Below are 18603 nucleotides of genomic sequence, written 5' to 3'. Positions count from 1 at the left end.
CACAGTCCGTGATCATGGCAGGTTCAGAGTCGTCTCGCAGGGCTTTTGAGATGAGCTCTAAAGACAGAAGTCCGCCCCTCCTCCACCCCCGGCGACAGAGCCCCCTCCGGCACCCCTTCGGAGACGACAAGCCCTACCACACAAAGGATGCACGCCATCCCACTCCCCCTGTGGGGGACACCACATCCTCCTCATGAGCCCCACCGACAACCGACCAGAGGCACCCACCGGAACCGACGTCGGACCATTCGTCGGCATTATCCAAGGTCAAAGCAGCGGGTCCAGAGAAATCCGATCAGCCGAACCGCATTCGGCCCGCATATCGCGCTTCCGCGATACGTGAGAAGCTTCGTTCCCGATTATGCCTTCCGCGCACAGAACGTCCATTATGAGCTCATGGACGTGAGCCATCCCCCGATATGTACACCGGGCACACCGACGACCGTATGGGTTCCGAGCAGCGACTTCTCCGGGAGCCCGTCGTCGAAGACGCCATGACCTCCCCATAAGAGGTCATGCCATCGATACATGATTCGTCCGGAATACGCCCCGCCCGCTGTTCAGCGTGGAGCATCCAGCCCTCACCTGCATTGAAAGGGAGCCTCTCATGCTCTCTCCCACCCCCCTTGCCCCGTACGCGCCGAAGAACGTGCTCCTGCCGCCCATCGGCGAACACACCCTCGTGCGGCCCCACGGCACCGACGGGTTCAGTGCCCAGGACGGGATCGACGAGCTCTGCCGCTCGATCCGGCTACTCCTCCACGACCTGGAACAGGAGGGCCGGACGCCGATGACCGTCCTGGACATCGCCGTTCGCATGGGGCTCAGCCGCGGAGTGGTGATCCTGGTGGTCGCCGAACTACTACGCCGGAACCTCGTCCGCGTCAGCCGCCAGATCTCCACCCCGTCGGACCCCCGCACCGAGGTGCGCGACGCCTGGAGCGACCTCTCCCACTGCGACCCCGAACTGCGCTCGGCCAAGGTCCTGGTCATGGGCGACCCGGAACTGAGCCGCACGTTCATCGGTTCCTGCTCGGAGGTCGGCCCCATCAGCCACGGTGAGGTCATCTACGTCAGGAACGTGGGGATCCCCAGCAGCTCCCCGGACGCCTACTCCCCGCCGGTCACGACCCGGGTGTCGATGGGCCGGATCCCGCTGAAGGGCATGTCCCTGCACCTGCTCGGCGGGGTCGATGTCGCCGTCGACGTGTTCTCCCCCCTGTGGTCCACCCTGGTCCGCGACGCCTGCGCCGCCCTGGTCGTCACCCACGCCGACGACCTCGAAGGGGCCGCGGTCGCCTTGGGGTTCCTGGCGAAGCACCGCGTACCGGCCCTGCTGGTTCTGCACCACGGCCACGAGACCCCCGACCTCGAGGCCGTCAGAACCCGCCTGGGGCTCGCCGAAGAGCGGACGGTCCTATGCGACGTGCGCTCCAGACCCGCCACACGAGCCGCCCTGGGCGACGTGATCGACCAAAGGACGCTCACCGTGTATGACGCTCACCCCATCTACCCCGAAACCGGAGAAACAGCATGAAGGTTCTGATCGTCGGCGCCGGCCTGACCGGGCTCGTACTCGCCCACCGCCTGCTCTCACAGGGAGCGGACGTCACTGTCGCCACGGCTCGAACCTCCGATGAGCTACGTCGGGGCTCCGCTCAGATGACACAACTGACGCTGCCCACCGCGCTGGGCATGGAGCGCACCCTCAAGCTGGACATGTGGGAGCAGGAACCCCACCTGTTCCAGACCGTGTCCATGAACGTGACCCGCGCCGGGCAGAGCTTCGGGTTCACCGGGAACCTCGGCGCCGCCGGAGCCGCGGTCGAGCCCCGGGTGAAGCTCCCCGACCTGCTGGAGTACTTCGAGGACCGGGGCGGCAAGGTCAGCATCCACGGCATCACCGTGAGCGACCTGAGCTACTTCACCCGCATGTTCGACGCCACGATCGTCACCGTCGGCGCCGGCGAACTCGGCCAGCTCTTCCACACCGACCCCTCACGGCCGTTGGCGGCCGAACAGCAGGTGGTCTCCCAGGTCTACCTCCACCACCTCCCCGTCCCCGAGAGCGGCGCGGACGTCGAGGTGTACTCGATCGAGGGCGCCGAGATCTACGTGGTGCCGATCCTGACCTCCTACGGGATCGCGCACTCGGTGATGGTCGCCGCCCGCCCCGGCCGAGAGAACCCCCTGGACCTGAGCGGTGAACGCGCCCGCGACGTCCACGGACTGCTCTCCACGCGCCTGCCCCACCTACTGCCCGAACTGGGCGAACGGTTCCGCGACGCCGAGATGGCCGACCCTCGCGACGCCCTGATCACCACGGTCTCCCCCGTCGTGCGCACGCCCGTCGCCCACCTGGGCGGAGGCATCGTCGTCGGAGCCGGCGACACCGTGGTCACCACCGAACCCCGCACCGGGCAGGGCTGGTCGCTGTCCACCAAGCTCGGCTTCGAGACGGCGGACCGCATGGTCGTCCACCACAAGAACGGCGGAGCGTTCGACGAGGCGTTCTTCAGCGGCATGTTCTCCGACCTGTGGGAGAGCCGGATCCGCCCCACGGCGGCCTTCTCACAGCTCATCAACGCCGTCCACAGCGACAACACGCCTCCGGAGCTCCTCCAGGCGATGGACCAGGCCGCCGCCGACCCGGCCTTCGCCAACACCTGGGTCCGCGGCTTCGACGATCCGGCCGCCCTCGCCCAGATGCTCCCCATGAACTGACACAAGCCATCCCCATCCAGAACAAAGACGACGAATCCGAAGTAAGGCACTCTCATGTCTGAGAACACCATCCCCCACACCGACAAGACGCAGTGGGTGTCCTCCACAGACTCGAAGCTGTACAGCCTCAAGAACATGGGCCGCTACTCACAGCTGATCGGCAACCTCTCCCACCGCAAGGCCTGGCTTCTGGACAACGAGAAGCTCAAGGCCCTCTACAACGAGAACGTGTCGAGCCGGCACCTCGAGGTGGGCCCCGCCAACGCCGAGATGCTGTCGAACACCACTCCTCCCGCCTCTCCCGACGAGTGGCGCATCCACCTCATGGACATCAACCACAACCCGCTCGTCTTCGCCAAGGAGGTACTGAACGACCGGGCGATCGTGGAGGCCGTGCAGCACGACGTCCTCGTCGCCCCGTGGCCGAACCTGTCCCGCGCGTTCGACTCCATCGCGATGGGCAACGTCCTGCACTGCCTGCCCGGCAACGGTTTCCCCGGTAAGGACGGTGCCTTCGCGGGCATCGCCGACGCCCTCACCGACGACGGCGTCGCGTGGGGCTACACCGTGCTCGGTCTGGAGGACCCCGACGTCGAGCACAACTTCCTGGCCCGCACCCTGATCCGGGCCTACAACAAGCCCGACCGGAAGTTCTTCCAGAACGCCGGCGACCGTCTCGCCGACCTGGAGCCGCAGCTGAGGCAGCACTTCGACGACGTGACGGTGTGGTCGATGGGCAGCGCCGCGCTGTTCATCGTCAAGAAGCCCAAGCGGTAGAAGGACCGTCCGTTCGTCCCCACGTGGGTGAGAACGAGTGAAAGGGGAGCCCCCGCACCGGTCGAGTGCGGGGGCCTTCCGGGCTTTCAGAGGTGGGGAATCGGTCCCGCGCCAGGTAAGGGCACCGGGCGAGGTCGGCCTGATTGAAGACACGCAGACATTGGAAGAAAACGATGGTGAGCCCCACCCCCTGTCGAAGAGGACTCCGATGACTCTCCCCTCCCTCCCCAACGGCTATCAGGCCCTCATCCTCGACTTCGTCGGTGTCCTCACCGAAGGTGTCCGTGAGTCCCTCCAAGGATGGTGCGTGAAGCAGGGGCTCCATCACCGGGCCTGGGGCACCACCTTGAACCATCACCCCGAGGGACGCCGCCTCTACCTGGAGCTGGAGGCCGGACGGCTGACGCAACAGGAGTGGAACGAGTCCACGGCCTCACTTTTGGGGGTGGAGGAGCACGAGAACCTGATGGGACGTGCCTGGGCCGAGGTCCGTCCCGCCCAGGACATGGTCGAGCTCGCACTCGCCGCACGACGGGCCGGCCTGAAGACCGCGTTGTTGTCCAACAGCTTCGGGCTGGATCCCTACGACCCCTACAGGACGCTGGGGGTACGAGAGCTGTGCGAGGTCACGGTGCTCTCCGAGATCGAGGGGGTCGCCAAGCCGGATACGGAGATCTACCGGCGCACGCTGAAGCGCCTGGGGCTACCAGGAGAGAAGTGCGTCTTCGTCGACGACAACCCGGACAATCTCCTCCCGGCACAGGCGTTGGGCATGACCACGGTGCTGGCCGATGGCCGGCCGGGGTTGGCCTCGCGTGTCGGGGACCTGCTGGGAGTTCCCGGGCCGGCCGAGAACAGGTGACCTCGGGAACGGAGCGAGGGGCATAGGGCAGGCCACGAAACCCCTGCCCCTCGAGGCTCCGTTCGGGCCATCCCCGCGAGCCTGTTGCCCATCGGGGTGATCGCCTTGGCCGCCCTGGCCGTCCAGGTACACGAATGGAAACCGAACGTCGACTCGGACTACCTCCCCCAGGTGCTCCTGCACGCCCCTGAGGTCCCGGCCCTCTGACCCTCGCCCAGGCCGCGTGGCCTTGCCAGAGCAGGGCCATGCCGCGTATTCCTCTCCCAGGCCCGAGCCGAACAGCGCCCGGCCAGGCCGACCGATCTTCCACGTCGCCCCGGGAGAAAACCCCGCGACATCGACGATCTCCCCCGGGATACTGCCTCCATGGATGAGGTCGAAGTCGTCGTCGCCCATTCCGAGCGCGCGACCCTGCGCGTCGGCGACGTGTTCCTGAAGGTGGACGCCGATCGGGCGCGCATGGACGCCGAGGTCGAGGTGATGTCCCTGGCGCCGGTCCCGACCCCGGAGATCCTGTGGCGCGAGCCGCCCGCGCTCGCGATCGCCGCGCTTCCAGGAGCGACACTCGGACGCCTGGGCGGGCCCACGACCGGGTCGCCTGCGGCGTGGGCCGCGGCCGGAGCCACCATCCGCGAGCTGCATGAAGCGCCCCTGCCGTCCCGACAGGGCCGGGCCGGCCAGGACATCGTCGCGCTGAAGGCGGAGCTCGACCACGAGTGCGAGCTGCTCGTGTCCAACGGGCTCCTGCCCGCCGATCTGGTGAACCGCAACCGCGAGGTCGCCGAGGCCGCGTTCCGGCCCTGGAACCCGGCCTTCACGCACGGCGACCTACAGATCGCGCACATCTTCCTCGAAGACGACGAGGTCACCGGCGTCATCGACTGGTCCGAGGCCGGCCGGGGCGACGCCCTGTACGACCTCGCCACCTTCACCCTCGGACACGAGGACCGCCTCGACGACCTCCTCGCCGGATACGGCACCGGTGTCGACCGCGACGTGATCCGCGCGTGGTGGTCGGTACGAAGCCTGCTGGTGACCCGCTGGCTGGCCGAGCACGGCTTCGACCCCTTCGCCCCGGGCTGCGAGGTCGACGTGTTGAAGGCCCGGATGTGAGACCGGGTGGGCTCGATCCATCGGGAGCCCGCGCAGGTGAGCCGTTGGACGAGGGCGTCCCCGACGACCTCACCCCCGTCGGTGCCTGCCTTCGCCCTCCTTCTCCCTTCTCGTTTCCTCCAGCATGGATCTCACTCGCTCGGCATTCTCGTCGAAGACCCGCCGGCTCCAGACGTCGGCCTCCCTCGTCCGCCCCATGTTCCTCAGCAGAGACGAGAGGGCCACCATCGACCAGCTGTGACCCTGTTCGACGGCCCGACGGAACCATGCCTCGGCCTCCTCGACCCGCCCCGTGCCCTCCAACAGGGATCCGAGGTTGGACATGGCGTCGGGGTCGCCCCCTTCGGCCGCCTCCCGGTACCGATCTTCGGCCTCCACCACACGCCCGGCCTTCTCCAGCGACAGCCCGAGACAGGTCATCGCGTGCACGTGGCCCTGGTCGGCGGCACGCCGGAACCAGACCTCGGCCTCTTCTACTCGTCCCGCCCGTTTCGAGGAAAGCCCGGCCTCGTACATCGCTTCCTCGTTCCCCAGCTCGGCGGCCCGTCGCAGCCAGGCCTCGCCCTCCCTCGTCCGGCCCGTCTCCTTCAACAGGTTCCCGAGATCGAACATCCCGGCGGGGTCGCCCTGGTCCACGGCCCGCCGGAACCAACCCTCGGCGTCGCCCTTCCTCCCTCTCTTCGAAGCCAGGATCCCGAGGACGACCATCGATCCGGTGTCGCCCCGGTCGGCGGCACGCCGGAACCAGACCTCGGACTCCTCTGCCCGCCCCGTCTCTCCCAAGAGCATCCCGAAGAGGGCCATCGCCCGAGCATCGTCCTGCGCCGCGGCTCCCCGGTACCAGGCTTCGGCCTTCCGCACCCGGCCCTCCCTCTTCAGCAACAGCCCGAGGGCGAGCATCGCGTCGATATGGCCGAGGTCCGCGGCCTTTCGATACCAACTCTTCGCCTTCCGTGCCCGTCCTGTCTCCTTCAGCAGGAACGCGAGGTGGAACATGGAATCGGTGTCGCCCTGTTCGGCCGGAGATGTCCAGGCCGCTTCGGCGATGTCGTCCAGCCCGGCCCTATAGGCGGTGAGGCCGACCGTGAAGAGGTCCTGTTCGGTGGCCACCTTCAGGGCCGCGCGCCACACTGCCTCGGGCAAGGCGTCCTCGGTGGCGAGGTAGTCGAAGGCCCGCCACCGACCGTGGTGATCCGCGGGCACCAGCAATCCGGCCAGACCACCGCGCGGGCGGGTGGCCCACTCCCAGGCCCGGTCGATCTCCTCCGGCAGAGGAGGAGGGTCTGACAGATAGACGGTGTGGAGGTCCTGGATCTGCTCTCGGGTCAGTGAGCCCGTCACACCGGCCTCGGCCAGACCCACGGCGGCGGCCACCAGCGCGTGACCACGGGGGTGGCCGTTGTCGGGGCCGCCGAGCCAGGTCATCTTCAGCAGAGGGGCCACCGCCAATTGTTCGGCCACCCCGAACCGCTCATCGTCGGCGGCCCGGACCAGGCGCTCATCGCCGCCGGCCCGTGCCCGCTCGCGCTCTTGGGGGTTCCATCGACGTTCGACGACGATCGGTGGGGTCTTGAGCACCGCGTACCCCACACCCTCCGCCGCGGAGGTGTGATCGACGCTGGTCGGGCGCAGGGCCTCCAGCCGGTTCCATCGGATGGTGGCCGCCACCACCGCGCCCACCCGGCCGAGTTCGGCGATCAGGGCCGGAGTCGGACCCGAGGCGCTCAGGTGGCGCTCCAGGTCGTCCAACCACACCACCCACCCCTGAGGGGCGCGCTCGGCCCTTTCCCGCAACCAGGTGGGCAGGGATCTCAGGTCGGCCTCCTCGGGCGGGGCCACCAGCATCCGGTCGGGCATGGTGCGACGCAACGCCTGGGCCAGGGCCCGGGTCTTACCGGCGGCCGAGGGACCGGTCACCAACACCAGCCCGCCACGCGGCGCCTCCGCGACCGCGACCAGGCGCCGGTCGAGTTCGCCGTCCACGTCGCGGGCCACGTAGGGCGGGAGACCCTCGCCGCCAGGCCCGGGGAGAGCGTTGTGCGTGCCCAACTCACGGACGTCGGATCGGTGGACGGGCAGCGCCGTGTCCACCCACCCCGGCGCCGAAGCGTCGGGATCGGAGTACACGGTGACCGATCCGTGGATGTCACGGGCCTGGATCGAGACCCCGTGGTTGTCGCGCATACGGTTGTCGACCATCGCGGTCACCGAACCCGGGGGCGAAGGGGCACGGCGTGGCCGGGCCTTGCCGGGGACACCGGCGGCTCTCCCCTCGAGATCGCCGAAGAGACGGTGAGGGTCCACGCCTGTGTTCGTCGCATGCGACGATTCTGCCTTCCGCACGAGCGTCGGGGCCATACCGGGCAGGGCGGGAAGGCTCGTGGGCAGGTCGAGGGAGCGGGCCTTCGGTGGCCCGTCCCCATGCGCGCGGGGCTCTGCCGGAGATGTCCCCGTTCGGGTTCGTGCTCGTAGAGGGCGGGCCGAACGAGAGGGCGGAGAACGGGCCGGTACGCTGCTGCTGGTCAGGGAAGGCCGCGGATTTCACGGCGATGGATTCTCTGCTCGATTGCGCTCTCGCGGCCCGCGCCCGAGATCCCGACGACTAGTGAGGTGGGCGGCCATGGACAAGCCGCAGGGGAAAGACTCGTTCTCATTGCTGTACAGGGCGGGGTTCCGTATCACTTACGTGCTCCTGCACGTCATGGGACCTGCGTCTCAGACCATCGACACCGACCCGCAGGTCCGCGCGAAGAGGGAATACGACCGTCGACGTGCCCTCCACCGGGAATGGAAGGCCTACCAGCGGTCCAAGTAGCGCGACCACAGGTGAGGGATTCACCGATGTAGGCGATAAAGAGATCGTTTCGAGGTGGCCCGCGGGCCCCGCGATCGCGGGGCCCGGCTCGTATCGAGCGCCATTCCTCCCCCGAACGGTCCACCCCCGCACGTGTGAACCTCAGGAAGACGACCTGCGCGAAAGCAAGCAGCCCTCTTCGCGACCTGAGTCACGAAGCGCGCCCCGCTCACCGAACGCCCCTGCCGCACCCACGCGGATTCACTCGGACGATCCGGATCTCCTGCTCCGGGCGGCGTTGAAACGCGCCTTCTTCTGACGGTTCCCGCACGTGTTCATATCGCACCATTTTCGGGTGCGGCTCTGGCTGGCATCGAAGAAGGCTGCCTGGCAGGTCGGTGACGCGCACAGGGCCATCTTTCCATCGCGCTCGCCGGAGATGATGTCGATCGCGTCGGCGGCGATCACACTGAGCGCGTCCTCCACCCGGGAGTCCACTCCCAGCCGCCATCGCCGTTCGCCCTCGGGTGTCAGAACGGCCGCGACCCGACCCTGGACGCTGCGCTCGTTGATGACCTCGACGGCGGCCTCCGGCAGAGCCTCCTGAAGCGCGGTCGCCGTGGCGGCGGCGTGGATCGCCTCTCTCAGTTCCCGCGCGAGCTCGAGCTGTTCGGCGGTGCAGGAGTCCACGGCGAGGCCGCTCACCTCCAGCCAGTCGAGGAGTCTTCGCGGCGTGGGGATGCGCTCTACGGCGTCACCACGGCGCTCCGTCAGCGTCGCCGTGAAGCTGGTCGCCAGCACGCTACCGAGGCGAAAGTCAGGGAATCCGACAGGCATGGAACCACCTTAGCCGGTTGTGCACCGCCACGGAGGCGTGTTAGAACCGGCTTAGCCGGTTCACCAAGACCATGACCGGCTCCACGACGGCCAGGAGGTCTCATGTCCCGTCCGACCGACGACGTGGAAGTGTTCGAAGCCCACACGTCCGAATCCGATCTCGAAGACCTGCGCGCACGACTCGCCTCGGCACGCTTCCCGGAGGCCGAGACGGTCGCTAACGCGGGCCCCGGTCCTCACCGTTGGGAACAGGGCGTCCCTCTCGCCGATCTCGTCGAACTCGTGGACCACTGGCGCACCGGATACGACTGGCGGGCGTTCGAAGAGCACCTCGACCGGATCGGCCAGTTCCGCACGACCATCGACGGTCTGGGGATCCACTTCCTGCACCGCAGGTCCACCCGCGCGGACGCCGCTCCCCTGGTCCTCACACACGGATGGCCGGGCAGCATCGCCGAGTTCATCGACGTGGTGGACGGGCTGACGGAGCCCGAAGATCCGAACGCTCCGGCGTTCCACGTCGTGATCCCCTCACTGCCGGGCTTCGGCTACAGCGACAAGCCGACCACCACCGGATGGGGCACCGAGAAGATCGCGGCCGCGTGGGTCGAACTGATGGGAAGGCTCGGCTACGACGGGTTCCTGGCCCACGGCGGAGACTGGGGAGGGAACATCACCACGATCCTCGGCGACAGGTTCCCCGAGCACGTTCTCGGCATCCACACGACGTTCGCGCAGGGACCGCCCGGAACCACGATGGACGGGCTGACCACGGTCGAACGCGAATGGGCGGAGGGGACACACCACTTCTGGCGCCACCGCGCGGCGTACGCGAAACAGCAGGCGACCCGACCGCAGACCATCGGCTACTCGCTCGTCGACTCACCGGTCGGACTTCTCGCCTGGATCCTCGACAAGTACGCCGAATGGTCGGACACCGAGGACAGCCCTTTCGAGACGATTTCCCGCGACAGGATCCTCGACGACGTCACCCTGTACTGGCTGACGCGGACCGGGGCGTCGGCGGCGCGCATCTACTACGAGAGCCACGACTCGCTCGACCCCGAACTCCGCGTCGACGTCCCCTCGGCGATCACCATGTACCCCCGCGACACCGAAAGGTACCCGAGGCCCTGGGCGCGGGAGCGGTACCGGCAGATCGTCCGTTGGAGGGAGCCCGAGCGGGGAGGGCACTTCCCGTCGCTGGAGGTCCCCGGGTACTTCGTCGAGGACCTGCGGGAAGGCCTCGCGGCGGTGCTCGCCGCCCGTCGGTGAGGTGGGCGGGGGCACCTCGTGGACCGGCTGGGGTGGGGGCGTCCCCGCGGGCGCGGGGAGCAGGAAAGGCGATCCGTGAAAGCGCTCTCAACCGGGAGAACGCATCTCTGAAAAAAGAACATGACCGTCTTTCGGGCGGAATGCTAGTTTTGCGGCAGCACCTCCCGGTGCGAAGGCCCCGGTTACTTCTCTCTCAAAGAACCTCACCGGAGCCGAACTCGATCTCGGGAGGTCACGAACTTCGGAAGGCGCGCCCGGTGCGCAGGTCAGGGTTACTTCACTGTTAATGAGGATGTCGCGGGTTCGAGTCCCGTCATCGGCCACGGCCGGTGTAGCTCAGTCGGTAGAGCACCTAATGTCACCCTCACCGCTTCGATCTCGGGCGCGCCTTCCGAAGGGTGGCTCCTCCCGGTGCGGAAGGAGCCTTTTCCATGTGCGCCAAGTTCAACCGGGCCGACACCCGGCCCTCTGGACAGAGCCCCATCACCGGTGAGCGCACCCCCTCCGGGCGGACCCACGAGGGCGCCCCCGGATTCGCGCGTGACACCAAGGGCGAACTGTTCCTCCTCGCCGTCGCGAACATGGTCGGGGAGAACACCTTCTACGAGTCCGCGGGTGAGCGCGATGACCGTTTCCGGAACCTAGTGCACCAGGTCGCCGTCACCGACCCCGTGTGGCTGACCGGCATGATCGGGTGGCTGCGGAACGAGGCGAACATGCGCACCGCCTCGGTCGTCGCGGCCTTGGAAGGCGCGAAGGCCCGTGTGGACGCCAAGGCCCACGGCCACTCCCGGCAGATGGTGGACGCCGCGTTGCGACGCGCGGACGAGCCCGGCGAGGCCCTGGCCTACTGGACCTCCCGCTACGGGCGGCGTCTCCCCAAGCCGGTCAAGCGCGGTATCGCCGACGCCGCAGCACGGCTGTACGACGAGCGGTCGATGCTCAAGTACGACACCGCGACCAAGGGCTTCCGGTTCTCCGACGTGCTCAACCTCGTGCACGCCTCCCCCGCCGCGGACAAGCCGTGGCAGGGAACTCTGTTCTCCTACGCGCACGAGCGTCGTCATAACCGCGGCACGAGCCCCGACCCGGACATGCTGCCCACGCTGGCCCGCAACACGGTGTTCGCCGAACGTGTGGAGACCGACCCGAGCCTTCTCCTCGCCCCCGATGAGTTGAAGGCCGCGGGTCTCACCTGGGAGTCGGCGCTGTCCCTGGCCGGCGGCCGGGTGGACAAGGCACGCCTGTGGGAGGCCTTGATCCCCTCGATGGGGTACATGGCCCTGGTGCGCAACCTCAGGAACTTCGACCAGGCCGGAGTGTCCGACGAGGTCGCCGAGCGGGTGGCGGCCCGGTTGTCCGACCCCGAGCAGGTGGCGAGGTCGCGACAGCTGCCGATGCGGTTCCTGTCCGCCTACCGGGCGGCACCGTCCCTGCGCTGGGGGCACGCGTTGGAGAAGGCGCTCAAGGCGTCACTGGGCAACGTGCCCGAACTCGGTGGGCGAACGCTGGTGCTGGTGGACCGCTCGGGGTCGATGCAGGCCCCGCTGTCGGCTCGCTCGGACCTGAACCGCGCGGACGCGGCGGCGATCTTCGGGTCGGCGTTGGCGATGCGCTGCGAGGACACGGATCTGGTGGAGTTCGGCACCGGTTCGGCCCCGGTGGCTCTGGAGCGAGGGGACTCGCTGCTGCGGGTCATCGAGCGGTTCCAGTGGATGGGTGGAACGAACACCGCGCGGGCGGTACGCGAGCACTTCCGCAAGCACGACCGGGTCGTGATCGTCACCGACGAGCAGGCCCACCACTCGCGAGGCGGCGGTCCGACCGAGCAGGTGCCCGCGTCGGTCCCCGTGTACACGTGGAACCTGGCCGGCTACCGGTACGGACACGGGCCGTCCGGAGCGGGCGGTCGATACACCTTCGGAGGGCTCGGCGACGCGGCGTTCCGGATGATCCCGCTCCTCGAAAGGGGCCGGGACGCCCGTTGGCCGTGGGAGGACTAGCCGCGAACGAAGGGCCCGGGGTCCATGTCCCGGGCCCTTCCGCGTATCCGACCCATCCCCACGTGTGTGGGGCTCGGCCCGCGACGGTCAATCCTTCTTCAGGCTCCTACCGCCCAGAAGAAGGGCGCTCACGACCAGCGCGACGCTGAGGACGATCGTCAGAGGCGTCCGCCACTCGGGTAGGGGGTCCTCGAACTTGATCAGCATGAGAAGCAGGAACAGGACACCGACCAGCACCATATGGAGATAGGGCAGGCCGGCGCTTTTCTCGGAGCGGGTTTCCTCGGTCATGCTCATCTTTCGGGGTGAGGGGAAAGGAGGCCCGGCCACCTCTCCCCGCGCGGGTGACACATGGCTCGTACGCCCGCCCTGGGCCAGGGGGCCGACGCACCGGGAGGAAGGGTACATGTCCCGCTCTCGCCCGGTGTTCCCGACGTGGTGGCACCTCGATGCGCGGGGATCACTCTCGCCCCTGTCGGAGTTCCGGCGCCACCTCGGCCGGGATCGAGATCTGGACTCCGGAAAGGATTCACCCTGGTGTGAGCACCAGGCGGAACAGGGAGACGACCAGGACGGCCATGTCTCTGAAGAGACCACCGGAGAAAAGAGCCCCGTGAGCAAGGTCGTCTCCTCCCTGGTAGGCCGCGCACGGATGTACCCGTGCCATGCCGAGGGCGCCGGGACATCGCTCCCCTACTCCGGCGCCTCCGCAAGGGGGCGCAGCCTCATGGCGAACTCCACCATCCCGTCGTACTCCGACTGCCGGAGACCGCCCACGTCGGCGAACATGCCCTCCACCTCGTGCCCGAACAGGTGGGTCAGTGCCGTCGTGATCCCTCCCAGGGTCTCGGGCCCGGGCATCACCAACCGGACCTCGGCCCCCTCTTCGTGCTCCACGAGCTCCACATCCGTCGGCAGCGTCGGTGAGGCCTCCACCGCCTCGACCGGTACGCACACCCGATAGGCCGCCACCTCGCCCGTCCCCGATTCCAGCGACTTCCACCAACGATCACCGACGGCCCACCCGAGCTCCCGGGCCAGACCGGTGAGCCGCTCGACCAAGGCCCGTACCTCCTTCCTGGACTCCTCCAGGTCGAAGTCCTCCCCTCGCCCCCCGGTCAGCCCGGTGAGAACGGCGCACGCCGGCCGGGTCCGCACCTCCACGCGCGGCTCCCACGCCAGAGCCGCCGAGGCCTCCGCCAGCGCCCGGTCCTGTTCCTCGCGCTCGCGCCGCAACCGCTCGGCGTGATCCCGAAGTGCCTCCTGAGCCAGGTCGGGGGCGTCCACCACCTGACGGACGGTCTCCAGGGTCATCCCCGCGCGGCGCAGGGTGACGATCCTTCCGGCGCGTTCGAGTTGGTCGACGGTGTACCAGCGGAACTGGGTGTCCTCGTCCACGTGGTCCGGGACCAGGAGGCCGAGCGAGTGGTAGTGGTGCAGCGCCTTGCGGGAGAGGCCGGTGAGTTCGCTGAAGGAACTGATGGGAAGCATGGTTCCACTGTGGGCCCTCCCCCAAGGGGAGAGGCAAGCCGAAGTTCGGAGCGCGGTGTTCAGGAAGCGACCGCTCTTTGACGCGTTCGCGCGTCTTCGGCCGGCGCCCTCCACTAGCGTCTGCTGCCATGAGCGAGACGAACCGGGTGTCCTACGTATGGCACGAAGCGTCCCACCCTCCCGAGAGCCGGCCGATCAGGCAGGTCTACGCCTACGTCTTCGACGCCCGGGGCCGGGTGATCGTCCTGCGCGACAACGGGGTCTGGAACCTGCCCGGCGGCACACCCGAACCCGAGGACGGGGGTGATCGTGTGGCCACGCTGGTGCGTGAGGTGTGGGAGGAAGTGCAGGTCACGATCACCGACCCGGTCCACCTCGGTTACCAGACGGTGCACCGCCCGGACCGGGAGCCCTACGCCCAGCTCCGGATGGCGGCCCGGCTGAACGTGCTGGGGGAACGCGAGCCCGACCCCGACAGCGGGCGGATCCACGTGCGTCGCCTCTGCCCGTTCCCGGAGGCGGTGGAGCTCCTGGGGTGGGGGCCTTCGGTGGACGGGCAGGTGAAGTGCGCCGCCACGACCGCCGTCGAGCGGTGGGGACTGCCGGTCGGCGCTCCGGCCGAGACGTACACCGACTGAACCTGTGGGAGGCGACGTCCCGATGAACGAGCGGGTCCCGCGCGACCCGCTCGTTCATCGGAGCGGGTCCGGGATCCATCCTCGCGTGCGCGGGGCTCGGCGACCCGTACCGACGGACGGCGCGCGGCGGACCTCGGCCCATCCCACATACCTGAGGCTCGAGTAGATCCCGCGAACGTCGAGTTCCCCGCCGGTCGGTCCATCCCCGCGCGCGCGGGGCCCGGGCTTCAGGCGGCCCCTGCTCCGAACGGTGTGCCCGGAGGCGTGTTCGCGTCGGTCCAGCGGACCTCACCGTCCACCAGGACGGAGGTGGCGGACAGCCCCAGAGCCCGCGCGATGCCGATGGACGCCTCGTGGCCGGGGTGGATGTAGGCGGTCAGCTCGTCCACCTCCTGCTCGCGCAGCCAACGCGCCATGGTGAGCGCCCCCTCACGCCCATAGCCCCGGCCCTGGTACTCGACCCCGACCACCCACGCGAGCGATGCCTCGATGTGGTCGTCCGTGGGACGTTCCAGTGTGGCCTGCAACGTGCCGACCAGCCGTCCGTCCGAGGTCCGGCGCGACATCCAGTTCAGCCACCCTTGGGCGCCGTCGGGTGAGCGCCCCTCGACCTGGCGACCGTACTGGACCTCGAGCTCCGTGAGGGTCTTGGGCGCCCCACCGATCCAGGTGTGCAGCCGGGCGTCACCGAAGGTCTCGACCGCCTCGGTCGCGTGTTCGACGCGAAGGGGTTCGAGGTGGAGGCGGGGCGTCGTCAGGGGGAGCGCGGAGATCCAGGGGGTAGATCGGGTCATCGAAGAACCGTAGCCGAGCACGACCCGCCCTGCGAAGCCCGACAAGAGCACCCGGGCGGGCTCCACCTTCTCTCCTCAGCCGGAACCGGTGGGGTTCTCGGCGCCCCGGTCGATGCCGAGGGTGGCGATGAGGTCCTCGTGGAGCTGGAACCAGACCCGGTGGCAGGAGTCGACGTGCGTCTTGTCGACCCAGTCGTGCTGACCGAGCCGGGCTCTTCGAAGTGCCGTCTCGAAGCGGGTGTCGTAGCCGTCGAACCGCGTCAGTACCTCGGTGAGGCGCCCGATCAGGGGCCCGAGCTCCTCGCCGAGGGCTGCGAGCTCCGTCAGGACGCGCTCGTCCCACTCGTCGTCGCTGTGGTCGTTGAAGGCGAACCGGTCCTGCGCGGTGGGCTTCATCTGCCAGTCGGTGCAGGCCTTCAACAGTCGGGCGTTGAGCGGCAGGAAATCGCGGTGGACCGCCTCGATCCTCCGCTCGGGGTCGGCCTCGGCGCGCTCCTCCGCCAACCGGCGTTCGTTCTCGGCCCGCCCCTCCTCGGTGAGCGACCAACCGCCCAGGTCGGCGAAGGCGGTGTGCTGTGTCCAGCCCCGGAGTTCGGCGTCACGAAGCCAGGAGGCGGCCTCCTCTTCCGCCACCGCGGCACGATCGGCGATCGCGGTGTCGTCCGCGTAGCCGAGCAGCCGGACGGCGTGAAGGATCCTCAGGTCGGAGGGCGATCGACGGGTCATGACCGGTCCTCCTGACGGGCGCTCATCCGCATGTAGTGCTGCTGGCAGGCCTGCGGCGAGCGGAAGCCGGTCGCCTCGGCGATCTGGGCCCAGGTCAGCCCCGCGTTCCGCGCCGTGAACAGCAGACCGATCTCGACACCCTCGACCTCGGCCCGCGCCGCGGGCATCAGCGAGAGCGCGGCCAGCAGGTCGTCGGAGTCGAGGTCGGCGGAGCGCCAGAGCGCGAACTGCGCCAGGTCGATCGCCGTGGGCGGGGCGGGGGCCGGTCGCCAGGGACGTTCCTCCAGCCGGTCGGCGCCGAGGTCGAGGAGTCGATCCTGGGCCTCTCGTTCGCGCCGCGCCTGCGCGTGATCGTCGCCGCCGGTGCGGTGGGGCTCGTGCTCGCGTTCCATGGTACCCATCTTGCGTAATCAACAAAACGTTGTCAACATAAAATTGATGAACGAGACCAGTGTGACGCCGCTTCCGAACGCGACCCTCGACACCTGTGGGGGCAAGGCCGCGACACTCGGCCGACTCCTGCGAGAGGGGCTGCCGGTGCCCGAAGGATTCGTGGTGCCGTTCTCCGCCCACCGGGCCGCCCGTGTCGATCCCGGTCTTCGAGCACCGGCCGAACTCGAACACGAGGTGGCCGAAGCGCTCACCCTCCTGGGCGATCCTCCGGTCGCGGTGCGTTCCTCGGCCACGAACGAGGACGGCGCCGGGGCCTCCGCGGCCGGCCAATACGAGAGCCTCCTCGCCGTCCGGGGCGTGGCGGCCGTCGTCGAGGCGATCCGCGACTGCTGGACCTCCGCTTCCTCCGCCCGGGTCGCGGCCTACCGGAGCCGCACCGGAGAGGAGATCTCCCGGGCCGAAGCGGAGATGGGGGTGCTCGTGCAGCGCCTCGTCGACGCCGACGTCTCAGGGGTGATGTTCACCCCCACCCGCCCCGACGGCCCCACTCGGATCGAGGCGAGCCCGGGCCTTGGGCTCGCGGTGGTGGGCGGGATCGTCTCCCCCGACACCTATGAGGTCGCGGCGGACGGAACCGTCCGGAGCGCCCTCGGCCGCAAGGAGACCCGACTGGACCGGGACGAGAACCGCGGCGGTGTCGTCACCCGCCCGGTGCCCGAACATCAGCGCTCCGCCCCCTCCTTGGACGAGAGCACCGCGGCGCGGCTCGCCGCTCTCGGCCGCCGAGTGGCCGAACTCCTCGATGGCCCGCAGGACATCGAGTGGGCGATCGCCGACGGAACGACGTGGCTGCTCCAGGCCAGGCCGATCACCGCTCCGATCCCGGAGGCGCCGGCCTCGGAACCGGCCCCCGACAACAGCTCGCTGAATGGAACGCCCGGATCCCACGGGGTCGTGACCGGCACCGCGCGCGTCGTCCGAGGCCCCTCCGACTTCGGGAGGGTCCGGGCCGGCGACATCCTCGTCTGCCCGTACACCGACCCGGCGTGGACGCCCCTGTTCACCGTCGCCGGCGGCGTGGCCACCGAGACCGGCGGGGCGCTCTCCCACGCGGCGATCGTCGCCCGGGAGTACAACCTCCCCGCCGTGATCGGCGTCCCACACGCCACGACCCTCGTTCGCGACGGAGCGACCGTCACCCTCGACGGCACTGCCGGAACTCTCACCCCGCACTGACGACCCGACCAGGCCCACCGAGAGAAAGGAGACCGGGAGACGCCCCCGCGGTGACCTTCCGACACCCCCTATGGCCACCAGATACCTCTACATCGCCCGGCACGGCGCCGCCGACGCGTTCGGCACGCTCACCGAGACCGGACGCGAACAGGCCCGACTCCTCGGCGAGCGCTTGGCGCACCTGCCCGTCACCGCCCTCTGGCACTCACCGCTGCCCCGCGCCGCCGAGAGCGCCCGGGAACTGGACACGTTCCTCAACGGGAACGCGCCGGTGAACGAGGCCCCGGAACTCATCGACCACGTGCCCTACGTTCCATCGGTCGAGGAGACCCCGCGGGCCTGGGTGCCGTTCTTCGACGGCTTCGCCCCCAAGGACGCCGAGGAGGGGCGTCGGATCGCCCAGAACCTCACCGACCGTTTCGCCACCGCGCCCGAAGGCGACGACGACCTGCACGAAGTGCTGATCACGCACGCCTACCCCCTCGCTTGGCTCATCCGCGACGCCCTCGGAGCGCCGCCCGTGCGGTGGATCGGCCTCAACGCCGCCAACGCCGCGCTGACCGTCACCGAGTATCGGCCCGGGCTGCCGCCCGCCATCACCATGTACAACGACATGAGCCACCTGCGGCCCGAACACCGGTGGACCGGTTTCCCCGAGGTCGCGCGCCCCTGAGGGACGGCCGTGGTGATGGGGCGAGGGCATGCCCCCGGTGCCCGCCGTCGCCCCACCCCTCGAGGTGGATCGGTCGTTTGGATGGAGTATCGAGGGTCGGAGGAAGCGGTCGAATAGGCGGCCTTACACGGATCGTCCTCAAACCCGACCATCGGACCTCAAGGGCCACGTTCGGCTTCACGAGGACATTCAGTCGAACGCATCACTGAGGTTTTCTCAGTGAAATGGTCGTCGTGAAGTGAGTTGATCCGCGCGATCCCTGGCAGG

Annotated in this window: 17 protein-coding genes and 1 pseudogene; 11 read left to right on the top strand and 7 right to left on the bottom strand. The window is 69.0% G+C overall.

The annotated features are described in order from the left end of the window. Positions 1-607: 607 nt before the first annotated feature. From D451_RS0125820 to D451_RS0125795, 6 genes and pseudogenes are all read left to right on the top strand, one after another. Positions 608-1537 carry a hypothetical protein gene (locus D451_RS0125820; RefSeq protein WP_051067501.1) on the top strand — a complete coding sequence of 310 codons (930 nt, stop codon included), beginning with the start codon at positions 608-610 and terminating at the stop codon, positions 1535-1537. Next, on the top strand, positions 1534-2724 hold the full coding sequence (locus D451_RS0125815) for a styrene monooxygenase/indole monooxygenase family protein (RefSeq protein WP_014913183.1): 1191 nt from the start codon (positions 1534-1536) through the stop codon (positions 2722-2724). Before D451_RS0125820 ends, D451_RS0125815 begins: the two co-directional genes overlap by 4 nt. 54 nt (positions 2725-2778) lie before the next feature. After that, complete coding sequence (locus D451_RS0125810) at positions 2779-3501, top strand: class I SAM-dependent methyltransferase (protein WP_017536576.1); 723 nt, start codon at positions 2779-2781, stop codon at positions 3499-3501. A gap of 208 nt (positions 3502-3709) precedes the next feature. Beyond that, positions 3710-4363 (top strand): HAD family hydrolase, encoded by a 654-nt coding sequence (locus D451_RS0125805; protein WP_017536575.1) that lies wholly within the window; start codon positions 3710-3712, stop codon positions 4361-4363. Between the two features lie 27 nt (positions 4364-4390). Continuing rightward, a pseudogene (locus D451_RS28135) lies at positions 4391-4570 on the top strand (hypothetical protein); the annotation flags it as partial. A gap of 159 nt (positions 4571-4729) precedes the next feature. Then, a complete protein-coding gene (locus tag D451_RS0125795; RefSeq protein ID WP_017536573.1) occupies positions 4730-5476 on the top strand; it encodes a phosphotransferase family protein in 747 nt (248 codons plus the stop codon). 69 nt (positions 5477-5545) lie between these two features. Here the strand turns inward: D451_RS0125795 and D451_RS26930 are convergent, their stop codons facing one another. Together D451_RS26930 and D451_RS0125775 are read right to left on the bottom strand one after the other, a co-directional pair. Next, on the bottom strand, positions 5546-7675 hold the full coding sequence (locus tag D451_RS26930; protein ID WP_081616134.1) for a tetratricopeptide repeat protein: 2130 nt from the start codon (positions 7673-7675) through the stop codon (positions 5546-5548). A gap of 856 nt (positions 7676-8531) precedes the next feature. Further along, positions 8532-9071, bottom strand: a complete 540-nt coding sequence (locus tag D451_RS0125775; protein ID WP_017536570.1) for a CGNR zinc finger domain-containing protein — start codon at positions 9069-9071, stop codon at positions 8532-8534. Between the two features lie 138 nt (positions 9072-9209). Between D451_RS0125775 and D451_RS0125770 the strand changes: the two genes are divergently transcribed. Together D451_RS0125770 and D451_RS0125755 are read left to right on the top strand one after the other, a co-directional pair. Then, the gene (locus D451_RS0125770; RefSeq protein WP_017536569.1) at positions 9210-10382 is read left to right on the top strand and encodes an epoxide hydrolase family protein; all 1173 of its coding nucleotides are present in this window, start codon (positions 9210-9212) and stop codon (positions 10380-10382) included. A gap of 431 nt (positions 10383-10813) precedes the next feature. After that, entirely contained in the window at positions 10814-12385 is a 1572-nt protein-coding gene (locus D451_RS0125755; RefSeq protein ID WP_017536568.1) for a TROVE domain-containing protein, read from the top strand. 87 nt (positions 12386-12472) lie between these two features. On the opposite strand, the gene D451_RS0125750 is transcribed toward D451_RS0125755, so the two are convergent. Together D451_RS0125750 and D451_RS0125745 are read right to left on the bottom strand one after the other, a co-directional pair. Next, the gene (locus D451_RS0125750; protein ID WP_017536567.1) at positions 12473-12676 is read right to left on the bottom strand and encodes a hypothetical protein; all 204 of its coding nucleotides are present in this window, start codon (positions 12674-12676) and stop codon (positions 12473-12475) included. Between the two features lie 402 nt (positions 12677-13078). Next, entirely contained in the window at positions 13079-13876 is a 798-nt protein-coding gene (locus tag D451_RS0125745) for a MerR family transcriptional regulator (protein ID WP_017536566.1), read from the bottom strand. A 128-nt stretch (positions 13877-14004) separates the two neighbouring features. Here D451_RS0125745 and D451_RS0125740 point away from each other — a divergent pair, with 128 nt between their 5' ends. Continuing rightward, positions 14005-14514, top strand: coding sequence for an NUDIX hydrolase (locus tag D451_RS0125740; RefSeq protein WP_241463390.1), 510 nt, complete (start codon positions 14005-14007; stop codon positions 14512-14514). Positions 14515-14741: 227 nt separating this feature from the next. Here D451_RS0125740 and D451_RS26925 read toward each other — a convergent pair whose 3' ends face one another. The 3 genes from D451_RS26925 to D451_RS0125725 form a co-directional block, all read right to left on the bottom strand. Further along, positions 14742-15308 (bottom strand): GNAT family N-acetyltransferase, encoded by a 567-nt coding sequence (locus tag D451_RS26925; protein ID WP_051067502.1) that lies wholly within the window; start codon positions 15306-15308, stop codon positions 14742-14744. A 75-nt stretch (positions 15309-15383) separates the two neighbouring features. Beyond that, on the bottom strand, positions 15384-16034 hold the full coding sequence (locus D451_RS0125730) for a hypothetical protein (RefSeq protein WP_017536563.1): 651 nt from the start codon (positions 16032-16034) through the stop codon (positions 15384-15386). Beyond that, the gene (locus D451_RS0125725) at positions 16031-16426 is read right to left on the bottom strand and encodes a hypothetical protein (protein ID WP_017536562.1); all 396 of its coding nucleotides are present in this window, start codon (positions 16424-16426) and stop codon (positions 16031-16033) included. The genes D451_RS0125730 and D451_RS0125725 overlap by 4 nt, the downstream gene beginning before the upstream one ends. A gap of 46 nt (positions 16427-16472) precedes the next feature. Here D451_RS0125725 and D451_RS0125720 point away from each other — a divergent pair, with 46 nt between their 5' ends. Further along, entirely contained in the window at positions 16473-17663 is a 1191-nt protein-coding gene (locus D451_RS0125720) for a PEP/pyruvate-binding domain-containing protein (protein WP_017536561.1), read from the top strand. A 70-nt stretch (positions 17664-17733) separates the two neighbouring features. Continuing rightward, positions 17734-18336 (top strand): histidine phosphatase family protein, encoded by a 603-nt coding sequence (locus D451_RS0125715; RefSeq protein WP_017536560.1) that lies wholly within the window; start codon positions 17734-17736, stop codon positions 18334-18336. Positions 18337-18603: the final 267 nt, after the last annotated feature.

It is taken from the genome of Nocardiopsis alba DSM 43377 (genome assembly GCF_000341225.1).
Lineage (GTDB): Bacteria > Actinomycetota > Actinomycetes > Streptosporangiales > Streptosporangiaceae > Nocardiopsis > Nocardiopsis alba.
This window is presented reverse-complemented; position numbering and strand designations above follow the sequence as displayed.

Coding starts and splice junctions, on each gene's coding strand:
- D451_RS0125820 (WP_051067501.1), top strand. CDS start 608: ATGCTCTCTCCCACCCCCCTTGCCCCGTACGCGCCGAAGAACGTGCTC.
- D451_RS0125815 (WP_014913183.1), top strand. CDS start 1,534: ATGAAGGTTCTGATCGTCGGCGCCGGCCTGACCGGGCTCGTACTCGCC.
- D451_RS0125810 (WP_017536576.1), top strand. CDS start 2,779: ATGTCTGAGAACACCATCCCCCACACCGACAAGACGCAGTGGGTGTCC.
- D451_RS0125805 (WP_017536575.1), top strand. CDS start 3,710: ATGACTCTCCCCTCCCTCCCCAACGGCTATCAGGCCCTCATCCTCGAC.
- D451_RS0125795 (WP_017536573.1), top strand. CDS start 4,730: ATGGATGAGGTCGAAGTCGTCGTCGCCCATTCCGAGCGCGCGACCCTG.
- D451_RS26930 (WP_081616134.1), bottom strand. CDS start 7,675: ATGGTCGACAACCGTATGCGCGACAACCACGGGGTCTCGATCCAGGCC.
- D451_RS0125770 (WP_017536569.1), top strand. CDS start 9,210: ATGTCCCGTCCGACCGACGACGTGGAAGTGTTCGAAGCCCACACGTCC.
- D451_RS0125755 (WP_017536568.1), top strand. CDS start 10,814: ATGTGCGCCAAGTTCAACCGGGCCGACACCCGGCCCTCTGGACAGAGC.
- D451_RS0125750 (WP_017536567.1), bottom strand. CDS start 12,676: ATGACCGAGGAAACCCGCTCCGAGAAAAGCGCCGGCCTGCCCTATCTC.
- D451_RS0125745 (WP_017536566.1), bottom strand. CDS start 13,876: ATGCTTCCCATCAGTTCCTTCAGCGAACTCACCGGCCTCTCCCGCAAG.
- D451_RS0125740 (WP_241463390.1), top strand. CDS start 14,005: ATGAGCGAGACGAACCGGGTGTCCTACGTATGGCACGAAGCGTCCCAC.
- D451_RS26925 (WP_051067502.1), bottom strand. CDS start 15,308: ATGACCCGATCTACCCCCTGGATCTCCGCGCTCCCCCTGACGACGCCC.
- D451_RS0125730 (WP_017536563.1), bottom strand. CDS start 16,034: ATGACCCGTCGATCGCCCTCCGACCTGAGGATCCTTCACGCCGTCCGG.
- D451_RS0125725 (WP_017536562.1), bottom strand. CDS start 16,426: ATGGAACGCGAGCACGAGCCCCACCGCACCGGCGGCGACGATCACGCG.
- D451_RS0125720 (WP_017536561.1), top strand. CDS start 16,473: ATGAACGAGACCAGTGTGACGCCGCTTCCGAACGCGACCCTCGACACC.
- D451_RS0125715 (WP_017536560.1), top strand. CDS start 17,734: ATGGCCACCAGATACCTCTACATCGCCCGGCACGGCGCCGCCGACGCG.